At 53.1% G+C, this 20262-nt stretch carries 19 protein-coding genes and 1 tRNA gene; 13 read left to right on the plus strand and 7 right to left on the minus strand.

Annotated features, from left to right (window positions below; all coding sequences use genetic code 11):
• The first annotated feature begins 52 nt into the window (after positions 1-52).
• Positions 53-751 carry a hypothetical protein gene (locus BM258_RS13095; RefSeq protein ID WP_090072967.1) on the plus strand — a complete coding sequence of 233 codons (699 nt, stop codon included), beginning with the start codon at positions 53-55 and terminating at the stop codon, positions 749-751.
• 17 nt (positions 752-768) lie between these two features.
• On the opposite strand, the gene BM258_RS13100 is transcribed toward BM258_RS13095, so the two are convergent.
• Together BM258_RS13100 and BM258_RS13105 are read right to left on the minus strand one after the other, a co-directional pair.
• The gene (locus tag BM258_RS13100; RefSeq protein WP_090072969.1) at positions 769-1056 is read right to left on the minus strand and encodes a hypothetical protein; all 288 of its coding nucleotides are present in this window, start codon (positions 1054-1056) and stop codon (positions 769-771) included.
• Positions 1057-1557, minus strand: a complete 501-nt coding sequence (locus tag BM258_RS13105) for a phage regulatory CII family protein (RefSeq protein WP_090072971.1) — start codon at positions 1555-1557, stop codon at positions 1057-1059.
• 80 nt (positions 1558-1637) lie between these two features.
• On the opposite strand from BM258_RS13105, the gene BM258_RS24485 reads away from it, so the two are divergent.
• From BM258_RS24485 to BM258_RS13140, 7 genes are all read left to right on the plus strand, one after another.
• Positions 1638-1793 carry a hypothetical protein gene (locus BM258_RS24485; protein ID WP_175528061.1) on the plus strand — a complete coding sequence of 52 codons (156 nt, stop codon included), beginning with the start codon at positions 1638-1640 and terminating at the stop codon, positions 1791-1793.
• A 264-nt stretch (positions 1794-2057) separates the two neighbouring features.
• Positions 2058-2372 carry a helix-turn-helix transcriptional regulator gene (locus BM258_RS13115; protein ID WP_090072975.1) on the plus strand — a complete coding sequence of 105 codons (315 nt, stop codon included), beginning with the start codon at positions 2058-2060 and terminating at the stop codon, positions 2370-2372.
• Between the two features lie 301 nt (positions 2373-2673).
• Positions 2674-2961: a hypothetical protein gene (locus tag BM258_RS13120; RefSeq protein WP_090072977.1), complete on the plus strand. Its 288-nt coding sequence runs from the start codon at positions 2674-2676 to the stop codon at positions 2959-2961.
• A gap of 247 nt (positions 2962-3208) precedes the next feature.
• Positions 3209-3808: a hypothetical protein gene (locus tag BM258_RS13125; RefSeq protein ID WP_090072979.1), complete on the plus strand. Its 600-nt coding sequence runs from the start codon at positions 3209-3211 to the stop codon at positions 3806-3808.
• Positions 3809-3822: 14 nt separating this feature from the next.
• Positions 3823-4278: a single-stranded DNA-binding protein gene (ssb, locus tag BM258_RS13130; RefSeq protein ID WP_090072981.1), complete on the plus strand. Its 456-nt coding sequence runs from the start codon at positions 3823-3825 to the stop codon at positions 4276-4278.
• Between the two features lie 179 nt (positions 4279-4457).
• Complete coding sequence (locus BM258_RS13135) at positions 4458-4661, plus strand: hypothetical protein (RefSeq protein WP_090072983.1); 204 nt, start codon at positions 4458-4460, stop codon at positions 4659-4661.
• 6 nt (positions 4662-4667) lie between these two features.
• Positions 4668-5738 carry a site-specific integrase gene (locus BM258_RS13140; RefSeq protein ID WP_210186739.1) on the plus strand — a complete coding sequence of 357 codons (1071 nt, stop codon included), beginning with the start codon at positions 4668-4670 and terminating at the stop codon, positions 5736-5738.
• A 75-nt stretch (positions 5739-5813) separates the two neighbouring features.
• Here the strand turns inward: BM258_RS13140 and BM258_RS13145 are convergent.
• Positions 5814-5890: transfer RNA gene (locus BM258_RS13145), tRNA-Ile, on the minus strand.
• A gap of 244 nt (positions 5891-6134) precedes the next feature.
• Here BM258_RS13145 and BM258_RS13150 point away from each other — a divergent pair.
• Positions 6135-6851 carry an SIMPL domain-containing protein gene (locus BM258_RS13150; RefSeq protein WP_175528062.1) on the plus strand — a complete coding sequence of 239 codons (717 nt, stop codon included), beginning with the start codon at positions 6135-6137 and terminating at the stop codon, positions 6849-6851.
• A 185-nt stretch (positions 6852-7036) separates the two neighbouring features.
• On the opposite strand, the gene rpoD is transcribed toward BM258_RS13150, so the two are convergent.
• The 3 genes from rpoD to BM258_RS13165 form a co-directional block, all read right to left on the minus strand.
• Positions 7037-9088, minus strand: a complete 2052-nt coding sequence (rpoD, locus tag BM258_RS13155) for an RNA polymerase sigma factor RpoD (RefSeq protein WP_090072987.1) — start codon at positions 9086-9088, stop codon at positions 7037-7039.
• A gap of 484 nt (positions 9089-9572) precedes the next feature.
• Positions 9573-11585: a DNA primase gene (gene dnaG, locus BM258_RS13160; protein ID WP_090072989.1), complete on the minus strand. Its 2013-nt coding sequence runs from the start codon at positions 11583-11585 to the stop codon at positions 9573-9575.
• Positions 11586-11832: 247 nt separating this feature from the next.
• Positions 11833-12282, minus strand: a complete 450-nt coding sequence (locus tag BM258_RS13165) for a GatB/YqeY domain-containing protein (RefSeq protein ID WP_090072991.1) — start codon at positions 12280-12282, stop codon at positions 11833-11835.
• 849 nt (positions 12283-13131) lie between these two features.
• On the opposite strand from BM258_RS13165, the gene carA reads away from it, so the two are divergent.
• The 4 genes from carA to greA all read left to right on the plus strand — a co-directional run bounded on the left by carA (position 13132) and on the right by greA (position 19479).
• Positions 13132-14355, plus strand: coding sequence for a glutamine-hydrolyzing carbamoyl-phosphate synthase small subunit (gene carA, locus BM258_RS13170; RefSeq protein ID WP_090072994.1), 1224 nt, complete (start codon positions 13132-13134; stop codon positions 14353-14355).
• Positions 14356-14952: 597 nt separating this feature from the next.
• Positions 14953-15282 (plus strand): helix-turn-helix domain-containing protein, encoded by a 330-nt coding sequence (locus tag BM258_RS13175; RefSeq protein WP_090072996.1) that lies wholly within the window; start codon positions 14953-14955, stop codon positions 15280-15282.
• A 290-nt stretch (positions 15283-15572) separates the two neighbouring features.
• On the plus strand, positions 15573-18881 hold the full coding sequence (carB, locus tag BM258_RS13180) for a carbamoyl-phosphate synthase large subunit (RefSeq protein WP_090072998.1): 3309 nt from the start codon (positions 15573-15575) through the stop codon (positions 18879-18881).
• A gap of 124 nt (positions 18882-19005) precedes the next feature.
• Entirely contained in the window at positions 19006-19479 is a 474-nt protein-coding gene (gene greA, locus BM258_RS13185) for a transcription elongation factor GreA (protein ID WP_090073000.1), read from the plus strand.
• Between the two features lie 150 nt (positions 19480-19629).
• Here greA and BM258_RS13190 read toward each other — a convergent pair whose 3' ends face one another.
• The gene (locus BM258_RS13190; protein ID WP_090073142.1) at positions 19630-20106 is read right to left on the minus strand and encodes an Lrp/AsnC family transcriptional regulator; all 477 of its coding nucleotides are present in this window, start codon (positions 20104-20106) and stop codon (positions 19630-19632) included.
• Positions 20107-20262: the final 156 nt, after the last annotated feature.

Consider the following 20262-nt stretch of genomic DNA (forward strand, 5'->3'; position numbering starts at 1 on the left):
CCCTCGCAACCTTTGATAAGCAGAACCAAGAATGGCAAAGAGGCAATGTCCAATGAGCAAACTCAGCAACGTCCACGTCACTATTGATAGCCGCACGATGTGGGGCATATCTATCGGCAGTTTCTCCTGCCTCCTCGTAGTCTTGTATGTAGGTTATCTCATTGGTTGGTTCGATACATTCTGTACCGGAACATCGGATAAGTCTGATTTGCCTGCAGCAACCTGCCTCAGGGAATGGGCTTCCGCTCTCTCTGGCTGGATAGCGGCAATAGTGGCTCTGATAACGCTTAGTTGGCTTAAACTGCAGGCTCGGATACCAGAGTTCAAAGATGAGCGGCAAGAGATCAACGAAATATTGAGTTCTATCAGGACCGGCCAGAAGGCGGTAAAAGAGCTCGATTTCCGACCAGAATTCGGCGGTTTTTTTGCTGATACTGCCAAGCTCAATCTGCTTGAACGCACCGAAAAGCATTTCAAAGAAGTCCAATCGAAATTCCTCGAAACAAAACCACCAAAAAGAAGCGATATCTGGAACGACCTTAAGAGCGAAATCGAGGAACTTGCTCTCACCAAGTTGAGAGAACTCGAAGAAAAAGCAAATATCGCGAACAGGGCCTCCTTCGAGGAAGCGGAGAAAGTTGCAGAGAGCTTTCTCAGGTTGTTCGAGAAATTGATCGAGGATAAGGCTTCCGAGCTTAAAAACCGGAAACTGGAAATCGAAGAAGCTATTCAACGATATAGGATGAAATAGCAACGAGCCTACAATCATCAAACGCCCCCCTCTACATGGAGTCGGGCTTGCTCATCGAGAAAAGCCTCAAGCTCTTCCTCATTAGACAGGAAAATCCCATAGATCACACCACCGGCAGACATGTTGACGAGGGTGACATCATCACCAAACACAACGCCAGCACAGACCTCACCCATGCGGGTCAGCTCTTTGGCCAGTTGTTTTGAGAGAAAGAGTCTTGGATGCGGATGGACGCTCTCACACATTGCATTGCAATGTGTTGGCGCTTGCTTTGACGGCACTAGCTTTGCTCGCTTGTCGGGCATCTATTCGCCCTCCTCAACGCGCGCCGTGTAACGCGCCTCAAGGGTCATACAAACCCGCGCCAAGGCCTGCAGTTTGCCGCATAGATCCTGATCAACAATCTCTTGAGCACTGACCTTGCCATCATCCGCGAGCGCCTCAGATAGGGCCTTAACCAGACCGGCGAACTCCTCTGTGACAGCACAGAATGCAGCATGGCCGCGCCCCACCTGACAGCCGTCAGGCTTGGGGATAGCGATCATGCCAGCAAGATCGGCAAGACGCTTGACCCCGTTGTTAGATCGCCCCTCACTGAAAAGGATGATCTCAGCCAAGACGAGCAAAGACATGCTTTGTTGACGACTGGGATCATCCGGCTCTTTCGGGCGCGCCATCCGGTCGAGGGATTGGGCGCGATAGCCGGTAATTTCCGAGACAGCCTCCGCACCGCCCGCCGCATCGAGATCTAGGCGGCTAGCTGCCAAAAGAGCACTGATTTTCTTGTTGGAAAGCGCATAAGTCATGAGCAAGGACCCCGCGAAAAAACATGGACCGAGGCTGACCAGTCTTGCAGACTGGTCATCAACCACAGGAGATCAAGGCAATGAAAAACAACCGGAATAAAGACGACCCGGCAGACCTGAGAGAGATGAGCGCCGAGACTTTCCGGCAGGAAGCCACAACCCTCGGCCAAAAGCTGGCCAGACAGGGCGAAAAACTGGCTAATCATCGACGTCATCCGCCGCCCGCCTCCAATTGAATAGCCTGTCAGGCACCACAACGCCCTTTTCTTGCCCCAGATTTCGCAACTCGCGATACCATGCAGCAGGAAACTGACCGGAAGAAACGGCATTACTAATGGCGGGTAGCTTTACTCCTAGGCGCTCAGCGACCTCACGAGAGCCCAACGAAGATATGATATTGCGAGCATGTTCCATGCCTCAATAAATTCATTAAAAGTGAATTTAGTCAAGATTAGTTTTTAGAAATATTCATTTTTTGTGAATTGTGCAAAATAAGCGCTATGAAAACACCAGACGAAGCATCCATGGAAAAAGTCGCAGAGCGAGTCAAATGGCTGAGAGACCATTTGAACCTAAAGCAGAAGGATTTCGCATCGAGCGTCGAAATTTTGCCTACCCAGCTAAATAACTGGGAAAAAGGCAACCAACGCTTATCACTTCAAGGTGCTCTAAAAATCAGCAAGGTCTATGGGGTGTCACTCGACTTTTTGTTTTTAGGGAGAGCCGATACATTACCACAACAAATGCGGGTAGCTTGGGCGTCCAGACCACGCGTGAGCAACTCCAACACATCAAGCGAAAACCCCGACACATAACAAGCCTCTAACATCAACTTCAATCTCAACTCATCACTCATTTTACACTCTTAAGTCTCCCCTCCCTTACAATGAGAACAAAATAAGAACAAATCAAGATTTTCTTTACTTTTCAACCTATATGCACAACACAACCGCATTCACACCTAAAAAACCCCATTCCCCCAAACAACCAGAACAAGATAGAAATAGATCGCCACAACCACAATTATAAGTTATTCACTTTTTGTGAATTTTTTTGTTGACTATTCACTTTTTGTGAATTTCAATAATGCAAAGAACTTTACCCGGACTTTGCAGAATGACAGTCACAAATCTATCGGCGACAGCCAGCCCCTATCTTCACCAAGGCACCACCGCAATCATCAATAGCCGCACCTATCGTTGGCCTTCCAACTATCAGTGGAAGCTGCTCAGCAAGCGCCGCAATGAGGATGAGCTTGATGCCATTCGCAGCACACTGGAAGACTGGTTTAGCAACAGCCCGGTGACAATCAAGCTTGAACAGGAAATCGCGGACAACGCCCTCAGCGCCTTTGACGCATCCGGCCAAGCCTTCGCCCTTTTGAGGCGCGCAAGCGGACGTTAGGAGGAGGCCTCCCCACCTCACCCCTTATCTAGCGACGAGCGAGGGGTGAGCACCTGAGGGGTGGATTGGTGATTTCTCCTCCCAATCGCAACGGATCCGCCCCTCCTTTCTATCCCATCAGAAAAGGCTCACACCATGATCATTCGGGACATTCTCGCTCTTGGCAGCTTGATCACCTTTATGACGATGATTGGCGTATGGGCCTCCATTCTCTTTTGAACCATTCGCCCCATACAGAGAAACCACGATGACACTGCATTTTATTCTCCCTGAGCGCCGCTCTATGCCGCAATTGCCAGAGCCGCACGACATCGATTTCCGCCTGCTCGGCAGGCTCCTCGCCCTCAAGCCTTGGATGCCGTTGCTTTTCGGTGGTCACTATAGCTTTGCCGATCATCTGCTCAACCTCGCCGAGATCGCGCCAACCGATTTCCAGCTTGAGGCCCTGCTGCTCTTTGCACATTCGGCCTTTGATGAGCCAGTCATGGCGCTGATCGAGGAGCTGGACGACAGCCACCGCTTTAGCGCCAACATCAAGCCAATTGGGCAGGATGATCCATACATTACCCGGATACGGTCCTCGATACGCTTTGCCGCAGGGCTTGAGCGTCATCCAGACGTTGGCACCCTTCGTTTTTTGATCGCAGCACAGAGCGCAACCATTCAAGCGGAATTGCGCGACATGGGCAGCGGCCATGCAAGCAGCGTGACCAAAGGCGCGGCGATCACCAAGCACCCCATCATGCCACGCGCACCCGAAAGCGCAGCCGCTCTTTGGGCTGACCGGGTGGAGCAGCATATCCCTGACCGCATGGCGGAACGCAACCCCGAACGGGCTGCAAGTTAGAGAGGAGCCATCCAATGGCTGGATCAGTCAATAAAGTCATCCTTGTGGGCAATCTAGGGCAAGACCCTGAGATCCGCCGCACCCAAGACGGTCGCCCCGTCTGTACCCTGTCCCTTGCCACAGGCGAAAGCTGGAAGGACAAAAACACCGGCGAGCGGAAAGAAAAAACCGAATGGCACCGGGTTGTCATTTTCGCCGAAGGCCTTTGCAAGATCGCCGAGCAATATCTCAAGAAAGGCTCGAAGGTTTATCTTGAGGGCAAGCTCATGACCCGCAAGTGGCAAGACCAGAGCGGTCAGGACCGTTACACCACCGAGGTGGTGTTGCAGGGCTACAACGCCGCCCTAACCATGCTGGAGAAGGTTGGAGCAGGCGGGCCACCACCAGCCGAGCCGGACAGCTATGGCGATCAACCAACCGGCCCAGACAGCCGCACCCGCGACGATCTGGACGACGATATCCCATTCTAGGGAATTGCCCGGCAATTCCCGACCGCACCACTGTCCACCTCACCACAGGAGCACAATAATGGATCGCCTGATCATCCCAATCGCAGTCACCCTTTCCGCCCTCGGCTTCGGCACCTATCTCGCTATCATGAAAGCCGCGACCATCATCACACCAATGATCGCCAGTTGAGGAGGCTGCCATGGGCGCTGCAAGCAAAAGAACCGGCAACATTACGCAACCACAGATCGAGCGTGCCATCAAAGCAGCCAAGGGCCAAGGCCTTGGCATTTCAGAGATGCACATTGAGCCAAAACAAGTCAGGCTTGTGTTTGGCAACGGCGAGATCCAGAATGTTGCCAGTAAAGACACGCCGAGCAATCCGCAACTCAAGGGATGGGATTAAGCCCTCATGATGAAACTGCGCTATACCGGCTTGACAAAAGAGACCCTGCCGACAGGTGAAACACGATATCGTGTGAGGGTTGAGGGCAACCCGAATAAAAAGATCACACTAAAGGCAGGGCCAGAACACAAAGAATTTTCTGAGCTGTATCTAGCGGCGCGCAAGGGCATCCAGCTATCCCCAACCACCCCAGTAGAAGAAAGAGCGATACGCGGCTCTCTGGCTTGGCTAACCCACCTTTATCAAGAGCAACTTGAAAAAGAGGTTGAGGCAGGTCTTAAATCGAAATACACGCTCGCGCAGCAAAAATCCTTCCTTATCCGACTGCGCACCGCATATCCTGACAAAGTGCTCGCCATGCCAAAAAAGGCGGTTGTCGAGATCCGCGACAACATGATGAAGACCCCCGGCGCGGCGGACAACATGGTCAAGACAATACGCACCATGTACAATTGGGGCATTGAAAAAGGGATTTGCTTTGATAATCCGGCTGTTGGCGTGACCAAACTAAACAGGAAGCCAACAAGCGGAGCTACTCCGTGGTCTATTGAAGACCTCCAGCAATACCGATCAACCCACCAACTCGGAACAACTGCCCATTTGTATCTCACTCTGCTCATGTTCACAGCATGCAGGATCGGGGATGCCATATGGCTCGGCAGAGGACAAGAATTCGATCTTGACGGCAGGAAATGGCTTGGTTGGCAACCACGTAAGAAAAACTCGACTTATGTTGAGATCCCAATGCTGCCACCACTCTTAAAGGCGATCCGCACGCAGACCGTTCAAGGCAAAACATACATCCTGACGGAACACGGCAGAGCCTTCAAATCAGAGAAAGCGCTTGGCAACCGAATGAGAAAATGGTGCGACCAAGCTGGATTGCACCACCTCTCAAGCCATGGCGTCAGAAAAGCCGCTGGAGAGCTGCTCGCGTGTGAGGGATGCACTAATTACGAGATCATGGCAATCCTTGGTCACAGCGATACCAAGACGTCAGAAGTCTATACAAAAGGTGCAGAACGCAGACGACTCGCCATGAGCGCAGTAAGCAAAATTGAGTCGATGGAGTGGTAAAGTGGACCAGAGGCTTAAAAAATCTGGTCCACAATTCAACTAAGTGATTGAGGAACAATCGTAAAACAGGTGAGGTGGTGGGCCCGGAGGGACTCGAACCCCCAACCAGACCGTTATGAGCGGTCGGCTCTAACCAATTGAGCTACAGGCCCTGAATTTCAGGTGCATTTCAACTATACTGAATTGTCTTTGCAGGCAAGCCCCGACAAAGCGATCAGTGGATAGCCACCGCATTCTTGCACCTTCTAATACACAAGCCCGCTCCCTACCCTACTCCGGCCACAAAGCTGGAAAAAGATGGCCCTCTTTATCAAACCACCTGCCAGAGACAGCCGGACCTACCGGCATTCTGACTATCAAGGCAGGGTCCTATTTATTTTGGGGAGCCCCAGTATCATGAACAAAAGCCTGATCGCATTGACCACTCTTCTTTTCCTGACTGCACTGCCCGCAGGCGCCGAAGAGACGAATACCGGAACCATCTCTGTATCCGGCACAGGCAGCCTGAGCGCCGCTCCTGATATGGCCATCCTGTCGGCAGGTGTGGAATCCAGAGCCAAGGACGCCAAGTCTGCTCTGGCAGACAACAATGACAAGATGGCAAAGCTGATGGCAGAGTTGAAAAAGGCAGGCATTGAAGAAAAGAATATTCAAACCTCCAACTTCAACATTCATCCACAACTGGTCTATCCTGATAGCAGCACCCAGCCCCGCGCACCGGAAGTGGTCGGCTATGTCGTCAGCAATCGGGCAACCCTGCGCATCCATGATCTGGGATCGGTCGGTACGGTGTTGACGGCACTGGTCAATGCGGGCGCCAATGATATTTCCGGCCTCAACTTCGACATCTCCAACAAGGATGAGCTGCTCGACGAAGCCCGCAAGGAAGCCCTGTCCGATGCGCGTCATAAGGCCGAGCTCTATGCCAAGCAACTTGGCACCGATCTCTCTTCTCTTCAGAGCCTCTCGGAGTCAGGTGGTTTCAGAAGCCCTCAGCCGATGATGATGCGCGCGGCCAAAATGGAAGCCGTTGACTCTGCCGTCCCCGTCGCAAAGGGCGAGATGGAAATCACCATCACGGTGAATGCCAGCTGGTTCCTCAAGGACGACTAACCAACCTGAATCCTTTTGTGAACAAGCGGACTCTCTTGTGAAACTTAAAGCCAGAAGAGAGCTGTCTTTTCAAGGCTGATCGCACATGACATTCGGCCTGAAATCACTTCAAGAAAGCCCCAAAAAACAAAGCCCGGACAATGACTTGTCCGGGCTTCGTGATTCAGATTGATAGTCAGTTGATTCTAGCTATCAAGGAAGCTGCGCAGCTTGCGGCTGCGGCTTGGATGCTTGAGTTTTCGCAGCGCCTTGGCTTCGATCTGACGAATACGTTCGCGCGTCACGGAGAACTGCTGACCAACCTCTTCCAGAGTGTGGTCGGTGTTCATGCCGATGCCGAAACGCATACGCAACACGCGTTCTTCACGCGGCGTCAGGGAAGCCAGAACGCGGGTCGTGGTCTCTCTGAGGTTCGCCTGAATGGCTGCATCGATGGGCAGGATCGCATTCTTGTCCTCGATGAAATCGCCCAGATGAGAATCTTCCTCGTCCCCGATCGGGGTTTCCAGAGAGATTGGCTCCTTGGCAATTTTCAAGACTTTGCGCACCTTCTCAAGCGGCATCTGCAATTTGTCAGAGAGCTCTTCCGGTGTTGGTTCGCGACCGATCTCATGCAGCATCTGACGCGACGTCCGCACGATCTTGTTGATCGTCTCTATCATATGCACAGGAATACGGATCGTACGGGCCTGGTCCGCAATCGAGCGGGTGATCGCCTGACGAATCCACCATGTGGCATAAGTCGAGAATTTGTAACCGCGGCGATACTCGAACTTGTCGACCGCCTTCATCAGGCCAATATTGCCTTCCTGAATAAGATCGAGGAACTGCAGACCACGGTTGGTATATTTCTTGGCAATGGAGATAACCAGACGCAGGTTGGCTTCCACCATTTCCTTCTTGGCCTGACGGGCTTCGCGCTCGCCTTTCTGCACGGAGGATACGATGCGGCGGAATTCGCCAATCTCCAGACCGGTCTCGGTAGAGAGCACCTGAATGTCTTCGCGCAGATCCTGAATCCGATCGCCTTCGTGATGGACAAATTCTTTCCAGCCACGGCTCGTCAACTGGGAAACGCGTTCGATCCAGTTCGGATCCAGCTCGTTGCCCTGATAGTTCTTGAGGAACTCGGACCGATTGACGCCATAGGCTTCAGCCAGACGCAGAAGACGTCCTTCGCGGCCAACCAGCTGCTTGTTGATTTCATAGAGCTGGGAGACCAGAGCATCAATACGATTCTGATTCAAGGACAGGCTCTTGACCTCGACAATGATGTCTTCCTTGAGCTTGTCGTAGCGACGCTCCTGGCTGGGAGACAGAGACTTGTTGGCCATACGCTGCTCGACAAGCTGATCCTGCAAACGACGCAGCTTTTTGTAATCTTCAGCAATCTGGTCAAAAATGATCAGAACCTTAGGCTTCAGCTCGGCTTCCATTGCGGCAAGAGAGAGGTTGTTTTCGAGATCATCCTCGTCATCCTCATCATCATCACCCTCGCCTTCCCCTTCGGCCTTTTCTTCCTCATCGTTGGCAGGCTTCTGCCCGGCGACAGCGGCAGGCTTGGCGGCTGCCTCAACCACAGGGGTCGCTGCTGCACTTTCCTCTTCGCCATCTGCTTCATCGTCGGAATCGTCCTCCTCTTCGTCCTCGTTGCCGGGGCCGGCGTAGGTCGCTTCCAAATCGATAATATCGCGCAGAAGAATGTTGCCCTCAAGCAATTCATCACGCCAGATGATGATAGCCTGAAAGGTCAGAGGGCTTTCGCACAAACCGGCAATCATAGCCTCGCGGCCGGCTTCTATGCGCTTGGCAATAGCGATTTCGCCTTCGCGCGACAAAAGCTCCACCGAGCCCATCTCGCGCAAATACATGCGCACAGGGTCGTCGGTCCGATCTGTCGGTTCCTTGCTGGTTGTCGTCTTAGCAACAGCGGTCGAGCTCTTGGCTTCGACCAGATCCTTTGAATTGCTTTCCGACTCGTTGTCTTCAGCTTCCTCTGACTCGATCACATTGATCCCCATGTCAGATAGCATGGACATCGTGTCTTCGATTTGTTCAGATGAAACTTCTTCCGACGGCAAAACTTCGTTCAACTCATCATAAGTGACGTAACCGCGTTTCTTGGCGGTTTTGATCATCTGCTTGACAGCAGTGTCCGTCATATCCAACAGCGGCGCGTCCGAATTGGAGCTTTCGCTGTTGGTCTTGTCGTCGTTTTGCATTGCCTTTGTTGCCATTCCTGTCTCCAAAGACACCCGGTTTAGTGGGGCGTCTGCTTCGGCATCCACTCGTACGAACGGTAGGTCATGCAATTATGCCGGTGCTCGCAACAACCGCATGATGTTCAGGACTCACGTACATTCATATAGATGGGTTCGTTAAACGCCTCTTAACCCAAGCCTGCTTGGTGCAGTCACAACGATCCCCTGCACATATATCCACAAAAACAGGCCGGTTAGACGGCAAAGTCCCCGGCTTCAGATCACGTTCGATTATCCGCAGCATAAATCACTTCTTCGCCAACTTGACATTTGGCGCATGGGGCTGTCGGAACTAGATATTTAGCGCAGCGATTCGATTCGGCAACCCCCAAGAGCAGAAAAAACATTGTTTTGGGAGACTTTTCGAATCATTTTTACGGTTTTTATTCTCAAATCCGCAAAAAACAGGACAAAACCCGACGCGTGCATCTGATTCGCCAGAAATACGAATCAGATAGACTCAGGCGCTTTCATCGACCGGCGCAGCCAATTGCAGCAGCACCTCTTCCAGAGAAACCCTTTCGCTGCCGCTTTTCATCTGGTCGTAAAGCTCGCTGAGTTCCTGCTCCTCGCGCAGATTTTCTTCCCTGCGCCGATGCAATTCGTTGGTCAGATACTGGATGCGATGAAACGCCCCCTCGTCCACTCCGGCAGAAAGAGTAGCCATCTCCCTTTCCAGATCCTTCTCTGTCTCTCGCACTTCGAGTACATTGAGATAGGATTGGAAAAGCCGTTCCAGAAACAACCGGCTGGGCTTATAGACCAGTTGATGCACCCTGCGGCGTCCAGCAAGACGCCAACCCCATGGATGGATGACCTTGCCATTACCATCACGCACCTCAACCCCATGCATATCATCAAGCAGCTCCCGCAGATTGTCCGGGCACTGATCATAGATATCCTTGTAGGTGCGCGCCTTCTGGTCAAAGATAATGTGCGAGAGCACAAACTTGAAGGCTTCGAGGCTCTCCTTCTGAAATGGCACGGACAGAACCTGCTCGGCAAACTGTTCAAACAGGTAGGGCATATGAATAGAGAGCCCGATGAGGCAATATTCATATTCCGTCGACTGCCCGATCTCTGGCGCACGGGACACATTACCCGAAGCCTGTAGAGCGCTGGAGGGTCCGGCCCCCTTGCCCGCACGGGCACCGCCACCGGTAAAGAAGCGGTTGCGGTTCTGATCGCGGCGATCGCGCTCCTGCTGCCAGAAAAAATTCGACAAAGCCGACTTGAAGCTCATCTGATACTGACGCTGCACGCGCTCATCCTTGATCAGACGCACCAGATCCTCGATGCGCTTTTCAAGAGCGGCCTTGCGTTCGGGTGTATCTGCCGGTTGGGCTTCCAGTTCCCGCTCCCAGATCACGTCAAATAGGCTGCGCGCCTGCCCCAAAACCGGGGCAAAGGCATCCGCGCCGCCTTCGCGCACCAGATCATCGGGGTCCTGACCATTGGGCAGAAAGACAAACTGGAAGGAATAACCAGCCTTCAGGTTGGGCAGAATGCGTTCAATCGAGCGATGAGCCGCCTGCCGACCGGCGCGGTCACCGTCAAAGCAGATATAGGGCTCATTGGAAAAGCGCCACATGCGTGCAATCTGCTGCTCGGTGAAGGCCGTCCCCAGAGACGCAACCACATGACGAATTCCGGCCTGATAGAGCGCAATGGCATCCATATAGCCTTCCACGACGATTGCCGAGCCCGCTTCATAGGCCGCCTGCCGCGCCCGATGGGCGTTGAACACCATATTGCCCTTGAAGAAGAGGCGCGTTTCCGGAGAGTTGAGATATTTCGGCTTGCCATCCTTGTCCAGAATACGACCACCAAAAGCCACGACCCGTCCGCGTTCATCCTCAATGGGGATCATCAGACGATTGCGGAAGCGGTCGTAGGTGGGGCGGCCATCATCAGGCTTGATGATCAGGCCAGTGTCCAGCATATCCTGTTCACTGACGCCATGCTCAAGCAAATAGCTCTTCAGGTGATCCCGGCTGTTGGGAGCAAATCCCATACGGAACGTCCGCATGGTTTCCTCTGTCAGTCGCCGGTTGTTGGCGTAAGTGCGCGCCTCGCGCCCCAGTTCCGAATGAAACTGAAGCTGGAAAAACTTGGTCGCCATCTCCATGACGTCATAGAGACTGGCCCGCTCGCGCTCGCGCTTTTGCACCTGCGGGTCCGGATCGGGTAGCGGAACCCCAGCCTGCCCTGCCAGCATCTCGACGGCCTCAGGAAAGCTCAGCCCTTCGGTTTCCATCAAGAATTTGAAGATATCACCATGCTTGCCAGAGGAAAAACAATGATAAAACTGCTTCTGGTCATTGACGAAGAAGCTGGGTGTCTTTTCCTTGTTAAAGGGCGAAAGACCGGCATATTCCCGCCCCTGACGACGCAATTTAACCTTGCGCCCGACCACGTCGGACACAGGAATGCGTTCTCTTATTTCTTCCAGCAGACTTTGCGGAAATTTCATAAGCAAGGCTCGAACTCAAAAACCGCATGTGGTTAGACCATGTCAGACCAACAGCAGGCATATTCCAGAACAAGATACCCGCACGGATCTCTTGCGACATCCCTACAGGCTAACACGATCCGATGATAATATCAGATTTTCCAAAAGCACAAAGGTCACTTCAACGCAACCATTGAACCATAGACGGTTTCGGGGCCTCCTTTAAAGAGGCCTCAGAAGAAAGCGATAAACTGTTGTGATGGTAGCGCTAGAGCAACAAGCCCTTGACGATGCAGCTTGCCTTGCCGAAATCCATCTGCCCCGGATAGGTGGCTTTGAGGTGGTTCATCACCTTGCCCATATCCCTCAGGCCATCAGCATCAAGTTCTTCTACGGCCTTGGCGCAAGTCTGGGAGACTTCCTCTTCCCCCATCTGCTGGGGCAGGAATTCCTTGATGATTTCGGCTTCCTCGCGTTCCTGCTGGGCGAGTTCTTCCCGTCCGGCTTCTTCATAAACACGGATGGATTCTTCACGTTGTTTGATCATTTTGGCAAGGATCTGCAAAATGTCGTCGTCCGAGACCCCTTCCTTACCTTGACCGCGTGCATCGACGTCGCGGTCCTTGATAGCGGCGGTCACCAGACGCAGGGTTGCCATACGGCGTTTGTCCTGAGCCTTGATTGCCTCTGTCAGGCTTTCGGTAATCTGCTCACGCATATTGCTGGCCTCTCATCTCTGTTGGCCTTTCATTGCCAGGAATCATAAAACGCTCTCGGCAAGAAAGCGGATCCCGTTTTGAAGGCCAAGAGCAAAATTCCTGTAAAGCGGCGCAATTTCGCCACTATATCGGCAGTTTCCAGCCACGTTAGCATGGCTTTGCCACCGAAAAAACTTAATGTTTGATACAGTGACTTTCAATGTTAGGCAAGTCGGCATTGCACTTACGTCTTAGTCCGCCACTTGTTTGGCAAAGCGTTAACAAAGAATGAACAGCGCAAAAACATGGAGAATTCCAGCGCGTTCCTAGCGTTACACCGCCCCGCGCCCCTATTTCTTCACAGCGCCTCCACTGTTGAAAGGTGAGAGCAGGACCTACGCTCCTCAGAACCCTATCTATGTAGAATTGCATAAAAGCCACGGCTAACCAATAAGATAAAGCCGACACTTTGAAAGTCCCCATTGCGAAAGAGACAGCCTCAGACAGACCAACAGAGGCCAGGCATTTGGCCAGCTATGCAGGGCTCCGCTAAAGAACGGACAATATGCTGCTACGGCGCATAGCATGGGGAAAAAGCCAGCACCATCACCGCATAATATGCATAAGAGGAATACAAAACCTCAAAACAGCACAAAATTTTGAAATCGCATCATTTTGAAAAATATTTTTTCGAATTATTTATCCCAGACTCATTGACGCTCGAGCACTTTTGTCATAGATCATCACCTCTGAGAACAAGCATTTCCCTGTCTCCATCCTCGTTGCAATTCACGCAGTGCCCAAAGGGCTCCAGCGGACGAGAACGGGCACAGAAATCAGACAAACAGCATTTTCAGGACACCCACGGCATGGCTCACCCCGCTACTTCACCGGCTCAGACGACACCGGCCCCTTGGGACGACTTCAAACCGACCGCTCTCCTGGTTTTGGCAGACGGCACTGTCATTGAAGGACAGGGAATCGGCACTACCGGCTCCGCCGTCGCGGAAGTCTGTTTTAATACGGCAATGACCGGCTATGAGGAAATCCTCACCGATCCTTCCTATGCAGGCCAGATTGTCACCTTCACCTTCCCTCATATCGGTAATGTCGGCACCAATGAGGAAGATGTAGAAACCATCGATCTCGATAATGATGCAGGCGTCCGAGGCGCCGTCATCAAGACGGACATCACCGAGCCCTCCAACTACCGCGCAACGCGCCATTTCGACGCGTGGCTGAAGTCGCGCGGCATTGTTGGCATCGCTGGTGTGGACACCCGCGCACTAACGGGTCTGATCCGTGAAAAAGGTCTGGCCAATGCGGTTATCGCCCATTCGCCTGACGGCAAGTTCGATGTCGAGGCTCTCAAGCGCGAAGCGGCAGGCTGGAACGGCTTGGTCGGCGCAGATCTTGCCAAGGATGTCACCGCCAACAAGACCTTCGAGTGGGATGAAAGCACCTGGGTCTGGGATGAAGGCTACGGCAAGCTCAAGGATCCACAGTTCCATGTGGTCGCTATTGACTATGGCCTAAAGCGCAACATCCTGCGTCTGCTCGCCGATCAGGGCTGCAAACTCACAGTCCTGCCTGCCACGGCAACCGGCGAAGACATTCTGGCACTGAAGCCCGATGGGGTTTTCCTCTCCAACGGTCCGGGCGACCCGGCCGCTACCGGCAGCTATTCGGTAGATGCCATCAAAGCAGTGATTGAGGCAGACATTCCTCTGTTCGGCATTTGCCTTGGCCACCAGATGCTGGCACTGGCCCTTGGAGGCAAGACCACCAAGATGCATCAGGGGCACCATGGCGCCAACCATCCGGTTCAGGACAAAACCACAGGCAAAGTGGAAATCACCTCCATGAACCATGGCTTTGCTGTAGACGGCGAAAGCCTGCCAGAAGGCATCGAGGAAACCCATATTTCCCTGTTCGACGGGTCTAACTGTGGTCTGGCTGTAAAAGGCAAACCAATCTTCTCGGTTCAGTTCCATCCGGAAGCCTCTCCGGGACCGAAAGACAGCCACTATCTCTTTACCCGCTTCACCAATCTGATGCGGGAACGCAAGGGCATCGAACAAGTCGCAGAGTAAGAGCGGCTTTTAAAAATCTTCATATCAATAAAACAAAGCCCGCCCCATGGAAATCATGGTGGCGGGCTTTTTGGTTCGCTTACGTCTTATCGTCAGCCCCTCACTCAAAAACAGACAGATCTCTGCCTTTGAGCCAAAAAGAAACGGCCCGATAATCCATCGGGCCGTTTCTTTGGGAGACTTGATTTTTTAATCCCGGGCCATTCCGCATTACAGCAAGAATTGGCTCCTATTCGTTACGCGCCAAAGTCCTTGAACACGCGTGCAAGATAGCAACGAAGCTGGGCAAATCTGTGAACGTCGCAGCGACGACGAACGCCCAGTGTTTCGCGACTTACCATGAGGTCGACTAACATTGGGGGCACTCCATATAATGGGTTCCTGTCGGGATCCCGGTTTTCATCACACTCTTATGCAGCATCAACCATTGACCTTATTGCGAAGGTAGGTTTTAAATAAGCTGAACGGACTGCACTCAGTGCGCTTATGTCAGTAAATATGCGCACTAAGTGCATCAATGTCAACAGTAAGGCGCACTTTTTGCGCAAAAAGAAGTAAGCCGTGGCAAAATCTGAACAAAAACAAGACGATGAACCCATGTCCGCGCAGCAATTTCGCGCGTGGAGAAAAGAAATGGGGCTAAAACAGAAAGACGCAGCAGACTTGCTCGGCTTGAAAAAGCGCATGATTCAGTATTACGAGAAGGGCAATCGGGATGGAAAGGCAGTCACGATTCCCAAGTCGGTCCGCCTTGCCTGTTATGCGCTGACAATCGGTATTTCCGACTTTGACGGCACTACGGTCAGCAAATTCGACCCAGCCATATTTAAAGACAAGACCGACGACCAAGGCGAAGAGCAAGGTGTGGAGCAACAGCCTTTCTCGCAGGAAGACGAGACGCCCCCTTCCGATCAGGGAGCCCTCTGACAGGACCGGGTGGCCCTTTCTTCCGTCCTAGTGAGTCGTCATTACGTATTTTCCCCAGACTCTGCGGGACATGCCTCAATCCTGACAAGAAAACGGCTATCTGTTGACACCAGCCAAACAATCATCCGAAAAAGTGCTAGATAGAGACAAAAAAACTTCCTTTCCCTATGGCAATATGGGCAATATTTCGCTATAGCGATCCAAATCTCATCTGCACACCCCGACCAGCAACGGCCAGGCTCCTCTTCAAGACAAGGGTGAGCGGTGCCTCGACGTGAGCGCGAAGAACGATGCCAAAGCGGACAGACATAAAATCCATCCTTATTATCGGTGCCGGACCCATCATTATCGGTCAGGCCTGCGAGTTCGACTATTCCGGAACACAAGCTTGCAAGGCTCTCCGAGAAGAAGGCTACCGCATCATTCTGGTCAACTCGAACCCGGCGACGATCATGACCGATCCGGACATGGCGGACGCAACCTACATCGAGCCGATCACTCCGGAAATCGTAGCCAAGATCATCGAGAAGGAACGCCCTGACGCCCTGCTCCCGACCATGGGTGGCCAGACGGCACTCAACTGCGCTCTTTCCCTGCGCAAAATGGGCGTTTTGGAAAAATACAATGTCGAGATGATCGGCGCGACGGCTGAAGCCATCGATAAGGCTGAAGACCGCGAACTGTTCCGCGAAGCGATGAACAAGATCGGTCTCGACACACCGGTTTCCCGGTTGGCCCACAACATTCCCGAGGCGCTTGAAGCGCTCGAAGTTGTTGGCCTGCCCGCCATCATGCGTCCATCCTTCACCATGGGCGGCACCGGCGGTGGCGTAGCCTATAACCGCGAAGAATATCTCGAAATCATCGAGCGTGGCCTTGATGCCTCTCCAACCACCGAAGTGTTGGTGGAAGAAAGCATCATCGGCTGGAAAGAATATGAGATGGAGGTCGTTCGCGACAAGAACGACAACTGCATAATCATCTGCTCCATCGAAAACCTTGACCCGATGGGCGTGCATACCGGCGATTCGATCACAATCGCACCAGCCCTGACGCTGACGGACAAGGAATACCAGATCATGCGCGACGCCTCTCTGGCGGTTCTGCGCGAGATCGGGGTGGAGACCGGCGGCTCCAACGTGCAGTTCTCCGTCAATCCGGAAAACGGCCGCCTGATCGTGATCGAAATGAACCCGCGTGTGTCCCGTTCCTCGGCTCTGGCATCCAAGGCGACCGGCTTCCCGATTGCCAAAGTCGCCGCCAAGCTGGCTGTCGGCTACACACTGGACGAACTGGCCAACGACATCACCGGTGGCGCAACGCCGGCTTCCTTTGAGCCATCCATCGACTATGTGGTCACCAAGATCCCTCGCTTTGCGTTTGAGAAATTCCCGGGCGCAGAGCCTTCCCTGACCACTGCCATGAAGTCGGTTGGCGAAGTGATGGCCATTGGTCGTACCTTCCAGGAATCCCTTCAGAAAGCCCTGCGTGGCTTGGAGACGGGCCTTACCGGCCTCAATGAGGTGGAAATCGAAGGGCTGGATCAGGGCGATGACAAGAACGCTATTCGCGCGGCGCTCGCCAAGGCGACTCCGGACCGTTTGCTCAAGATCGCACAGGCCATCCGCCTTGGCGTCAGCCACGAGCAGATTTTCGAGACCTGTAAATATGATCCATGGTTCCTTGAGCAGCTTCAGGGCATCATCGACATGGAAGAGAGGGTACGGGCTTACGGCCTTCCGAAGGATGCGCACAATATGCGCAAGCTCAAGAGCATGGGCTTCTCAGATGTGCGCCTTGCAGAGCTGGCTGGCACCTCGGCCAAGAAAGTCGCTGCCCTTCGCAAGGATCTTGACGTGCGCCCGGTCTACAAGCGCATTGACACCTGCGCTGCCGAGTTTGCGTCACCAACCGCCTACATGTATTCCAGCTACGAGATGCCATTCAACGGTGCTCCGGCCTGTGAAGCCAATCCTTCGGAGCGCAAGAAGGTTGCCATTCTCGGCGGTGGTCCAAACCGTATTGGTCAGGGTATCGAGTTCGATTATTGCTGCTGTCACGCCTGCTTTGCCATGAGCGAAGCCGGGTATGAGACCATCATGATCAACTGCAACCCCGAAACGGTCTCTACTGACTATGACACCTCCGATCGTCTCTATTTCGAGCCGCTGACCGCTGAGGATGTCATCGAGATTCTACGCAAGGAACAGGAAACAGGCGAACTCATCGGCGTCATCGTGCAGTTTGGTGGCCAGACGCCACTGAAACTGGCTCAGGCGCTTCAGGATGCAGATATTCCGATCCTTGGCACCTCTCCGGACGCCATCGACCTGGCCGAAGACCGCGATCGCTTCCAGAAGCTTCTGCATAAGCTCGACCTTATGCAGCCACGCAATGGCATTGCCTATTCCATCGAACAGGCCCGCATCGTGGCTGATCTGATCGGTTTCCCTGTTGTCGTGCGCCCATCCTACGTGTTGGGCGGCCGCGCCATGGAAATCGTGCGCACCCCGGAAGCGTTCGAGAAATATATCCAGCTGACGTTGGCCGAACTGGTCCCACCAGATATCCGCCTCAAATACCCGAATGACAAAACCGGCCAGATCAACGCCGTTCTCGCCCAGAATGCCCTGCTGTTCGACAGCTACCTTTCCGGAGCCATTGAGGTTGACGTGGATTGCTTGTGCGATGGAAAGGAAGTGGTGATCGCAGGTATCATGGAGCATATCGAGGAAGCCGGCATTCACTCCGGTGACTCCGCCTGTTCCCTGCCACCTTACTCTTTGTCTCAGGACGTTCAGGATGAACTGGCGCGCCAGACCAAGGAAATGGCGCTTGCCCTCAATGTGGTCGGCCTGATGAACGTGCAGTTCGCAGTCAAGGATGGCGACATCTATGTCATCGAGGTCAACCCGCGTGCATCCCGTACCGTACCGTTCGTGGCCAAGACTGTTGGTAAACCGATCGCCAGCATTGCCTCGCGCGTCATGACCGGCGAACCGCTTTCCGATCAGGACGTCAAACATGACAAACTTGACCATATCGCTGTCAAGGAAGCCGTATTCCCATTCGCCCGCTTCCCTGGCGTCGACACCATTCTCGGCCCGGAAATGCGCTCGACTGGTGAGGTCATGGGATTGGACAAGGACTTCCCGGTTGCCTTTGCCAAGTCACAGCTGGGCAGTGGCACAAAGGTTCCAAGCAAGGGCACAGCCTTTATTTCGGTCAAGGATGACGACAAGCCGGCGATTCTGCCTGCCGTCCGCCGCCTCAAGAATGTCGGTTTCCGCATCATCGCGACCGGTGGTACACAGCGTTATCTGTCTGAAAACGGGATAGAGTGCGAAAAAATCAATAAAATGCTTGAGGGCCGCCCCCATATCGTTGATGCTCTCAAGAATGGCGAAGTGCACCTGGTCTTCAACACAACCAAGGGCGCCAAGGCAATTTCCGACAGCCGGGATTTGCGCCGCGCTGCACTTTTGCATAAGGTACCCTACTACACGACTGTTGCCGGAGCATTGGCAGCAGCTCAGGGCATTGAAGCTTATAAGAAGGGAGATATTGAAGTCCGGCCTCTGCAGGACTATTTCTCCTGATTGGCAAGACCAACACCGTCTTGCATAGAACATTCATGTGCGTCTCGAGGGCACGAAACCCTCGGGACGCTAAACTTTTTTGTGGGGCCTCGTACCCCGTTTAACAGGAGGCTTTCCGAAGGCAATGGAAAAAATCCCAATGACGCCTGCCGGATATCAGGCTCTTAGTGAAGAATTGAAACAGCGCAGCAGCGAAGAACGCCCGCGGATTATCGCAGCGATCTCCGAAGCGCGTGCCCATGGCGATTTGTCCGAAAACGCCGAATATCATGCTGCAAAGGAACAGCAGAGCCTGAATGAAGGCCGTATCTCCGAGCTCGAAGACAAGCTTTCGCGTGCGGAAGTCATCGACGTAACCAAGATGAGTGGCAACACCATCAAGTTTGGCGCCACAGTGACCATGGTCGATGAAGACACCGATGAAGAGAAAACCTATCAGATCGTTGGCGATGTCGAAGCTGATCTGAAAAAAGGCAAGATTTCCCTGTCCTCCCCGATCGCACGTGCACTGATCGGCAAACAGGTTGAAGATTCCGTAGAAGTCATGGCCCCCGGCGGGTCGAAATCCTACGAGATCCTCGAAATCAAATATATCTAACAGGTCTTTGGACTTGTTCCTTCCCGAAAACTGTCAGCTTAACAAGCTGCTCAGATCCAATGGAAGACATTCATAGCCAATAAAAAAGCGCATCGGCGTTGCTCCCGCCATGCGCTTTTAAACAATCGCTGCTCTTCCGTCTGTATCGCGTCAGTCACCCAGATTGATCGGAACGTTCGGCGCATTCTTGCTCAAGCGGATGGTCAGCGATGTACGCACGCTATCCACGTTGGGCGCAGACGTCAGTTCATTAATGACGAAAGACTGAAAAGCTTGCAAATCAGGCGACACACAGCGCAGAACAAAGTCGATATCCCCGGAAAGCATGTAGCATTCCCGGACTTGCGGCCATGCTCTGACACGCTCCTCAAAGGCCACCAAATCGGCTTCAGCCTGACTATGCAACCCGACCATAGCAATCGCTGTTACGTCAAAGCCGATCTGCTTTTCGTCAACAATGGCACGATAGCCTTTGATGATTCCGGCTTCTTCCAGCGCGCGAACGCGGCGCAGGCATGGAGGCGCAGAAATACCAACGCGACGCGCCAGTTCTACGTTTGTGATACGACCATCATCCTGAAGCTCTTTCAGGATTTTCCAGTCAATTGGATCAAGTCTTGCTTTCAAGGCGAAAGGTCTCTTATTTTCGAGAAGCTCATGGGAACCTGAGCTGTTGTCCATACCAAGGTATAGCGCGCAGCGACACACGATCATAGCGCTAATTGGACAAATCTGGAAAGTTTAGACATATTTCTGTGCCCATTTAGGACACAGAACGCCGTT

Origin of the sequence: Cohaesibacter marisflavi, assembly GCF_900115225.1 — a bacterium.
In the GTDB taxonomy this organism is placed as follows: Bacteria; Pseudomonadota; Alphaproteobacteria; order Rhizobiales; family Cohaesibacteraceae; genus Cohaesibacter; species Cohaesibacter marisflavi.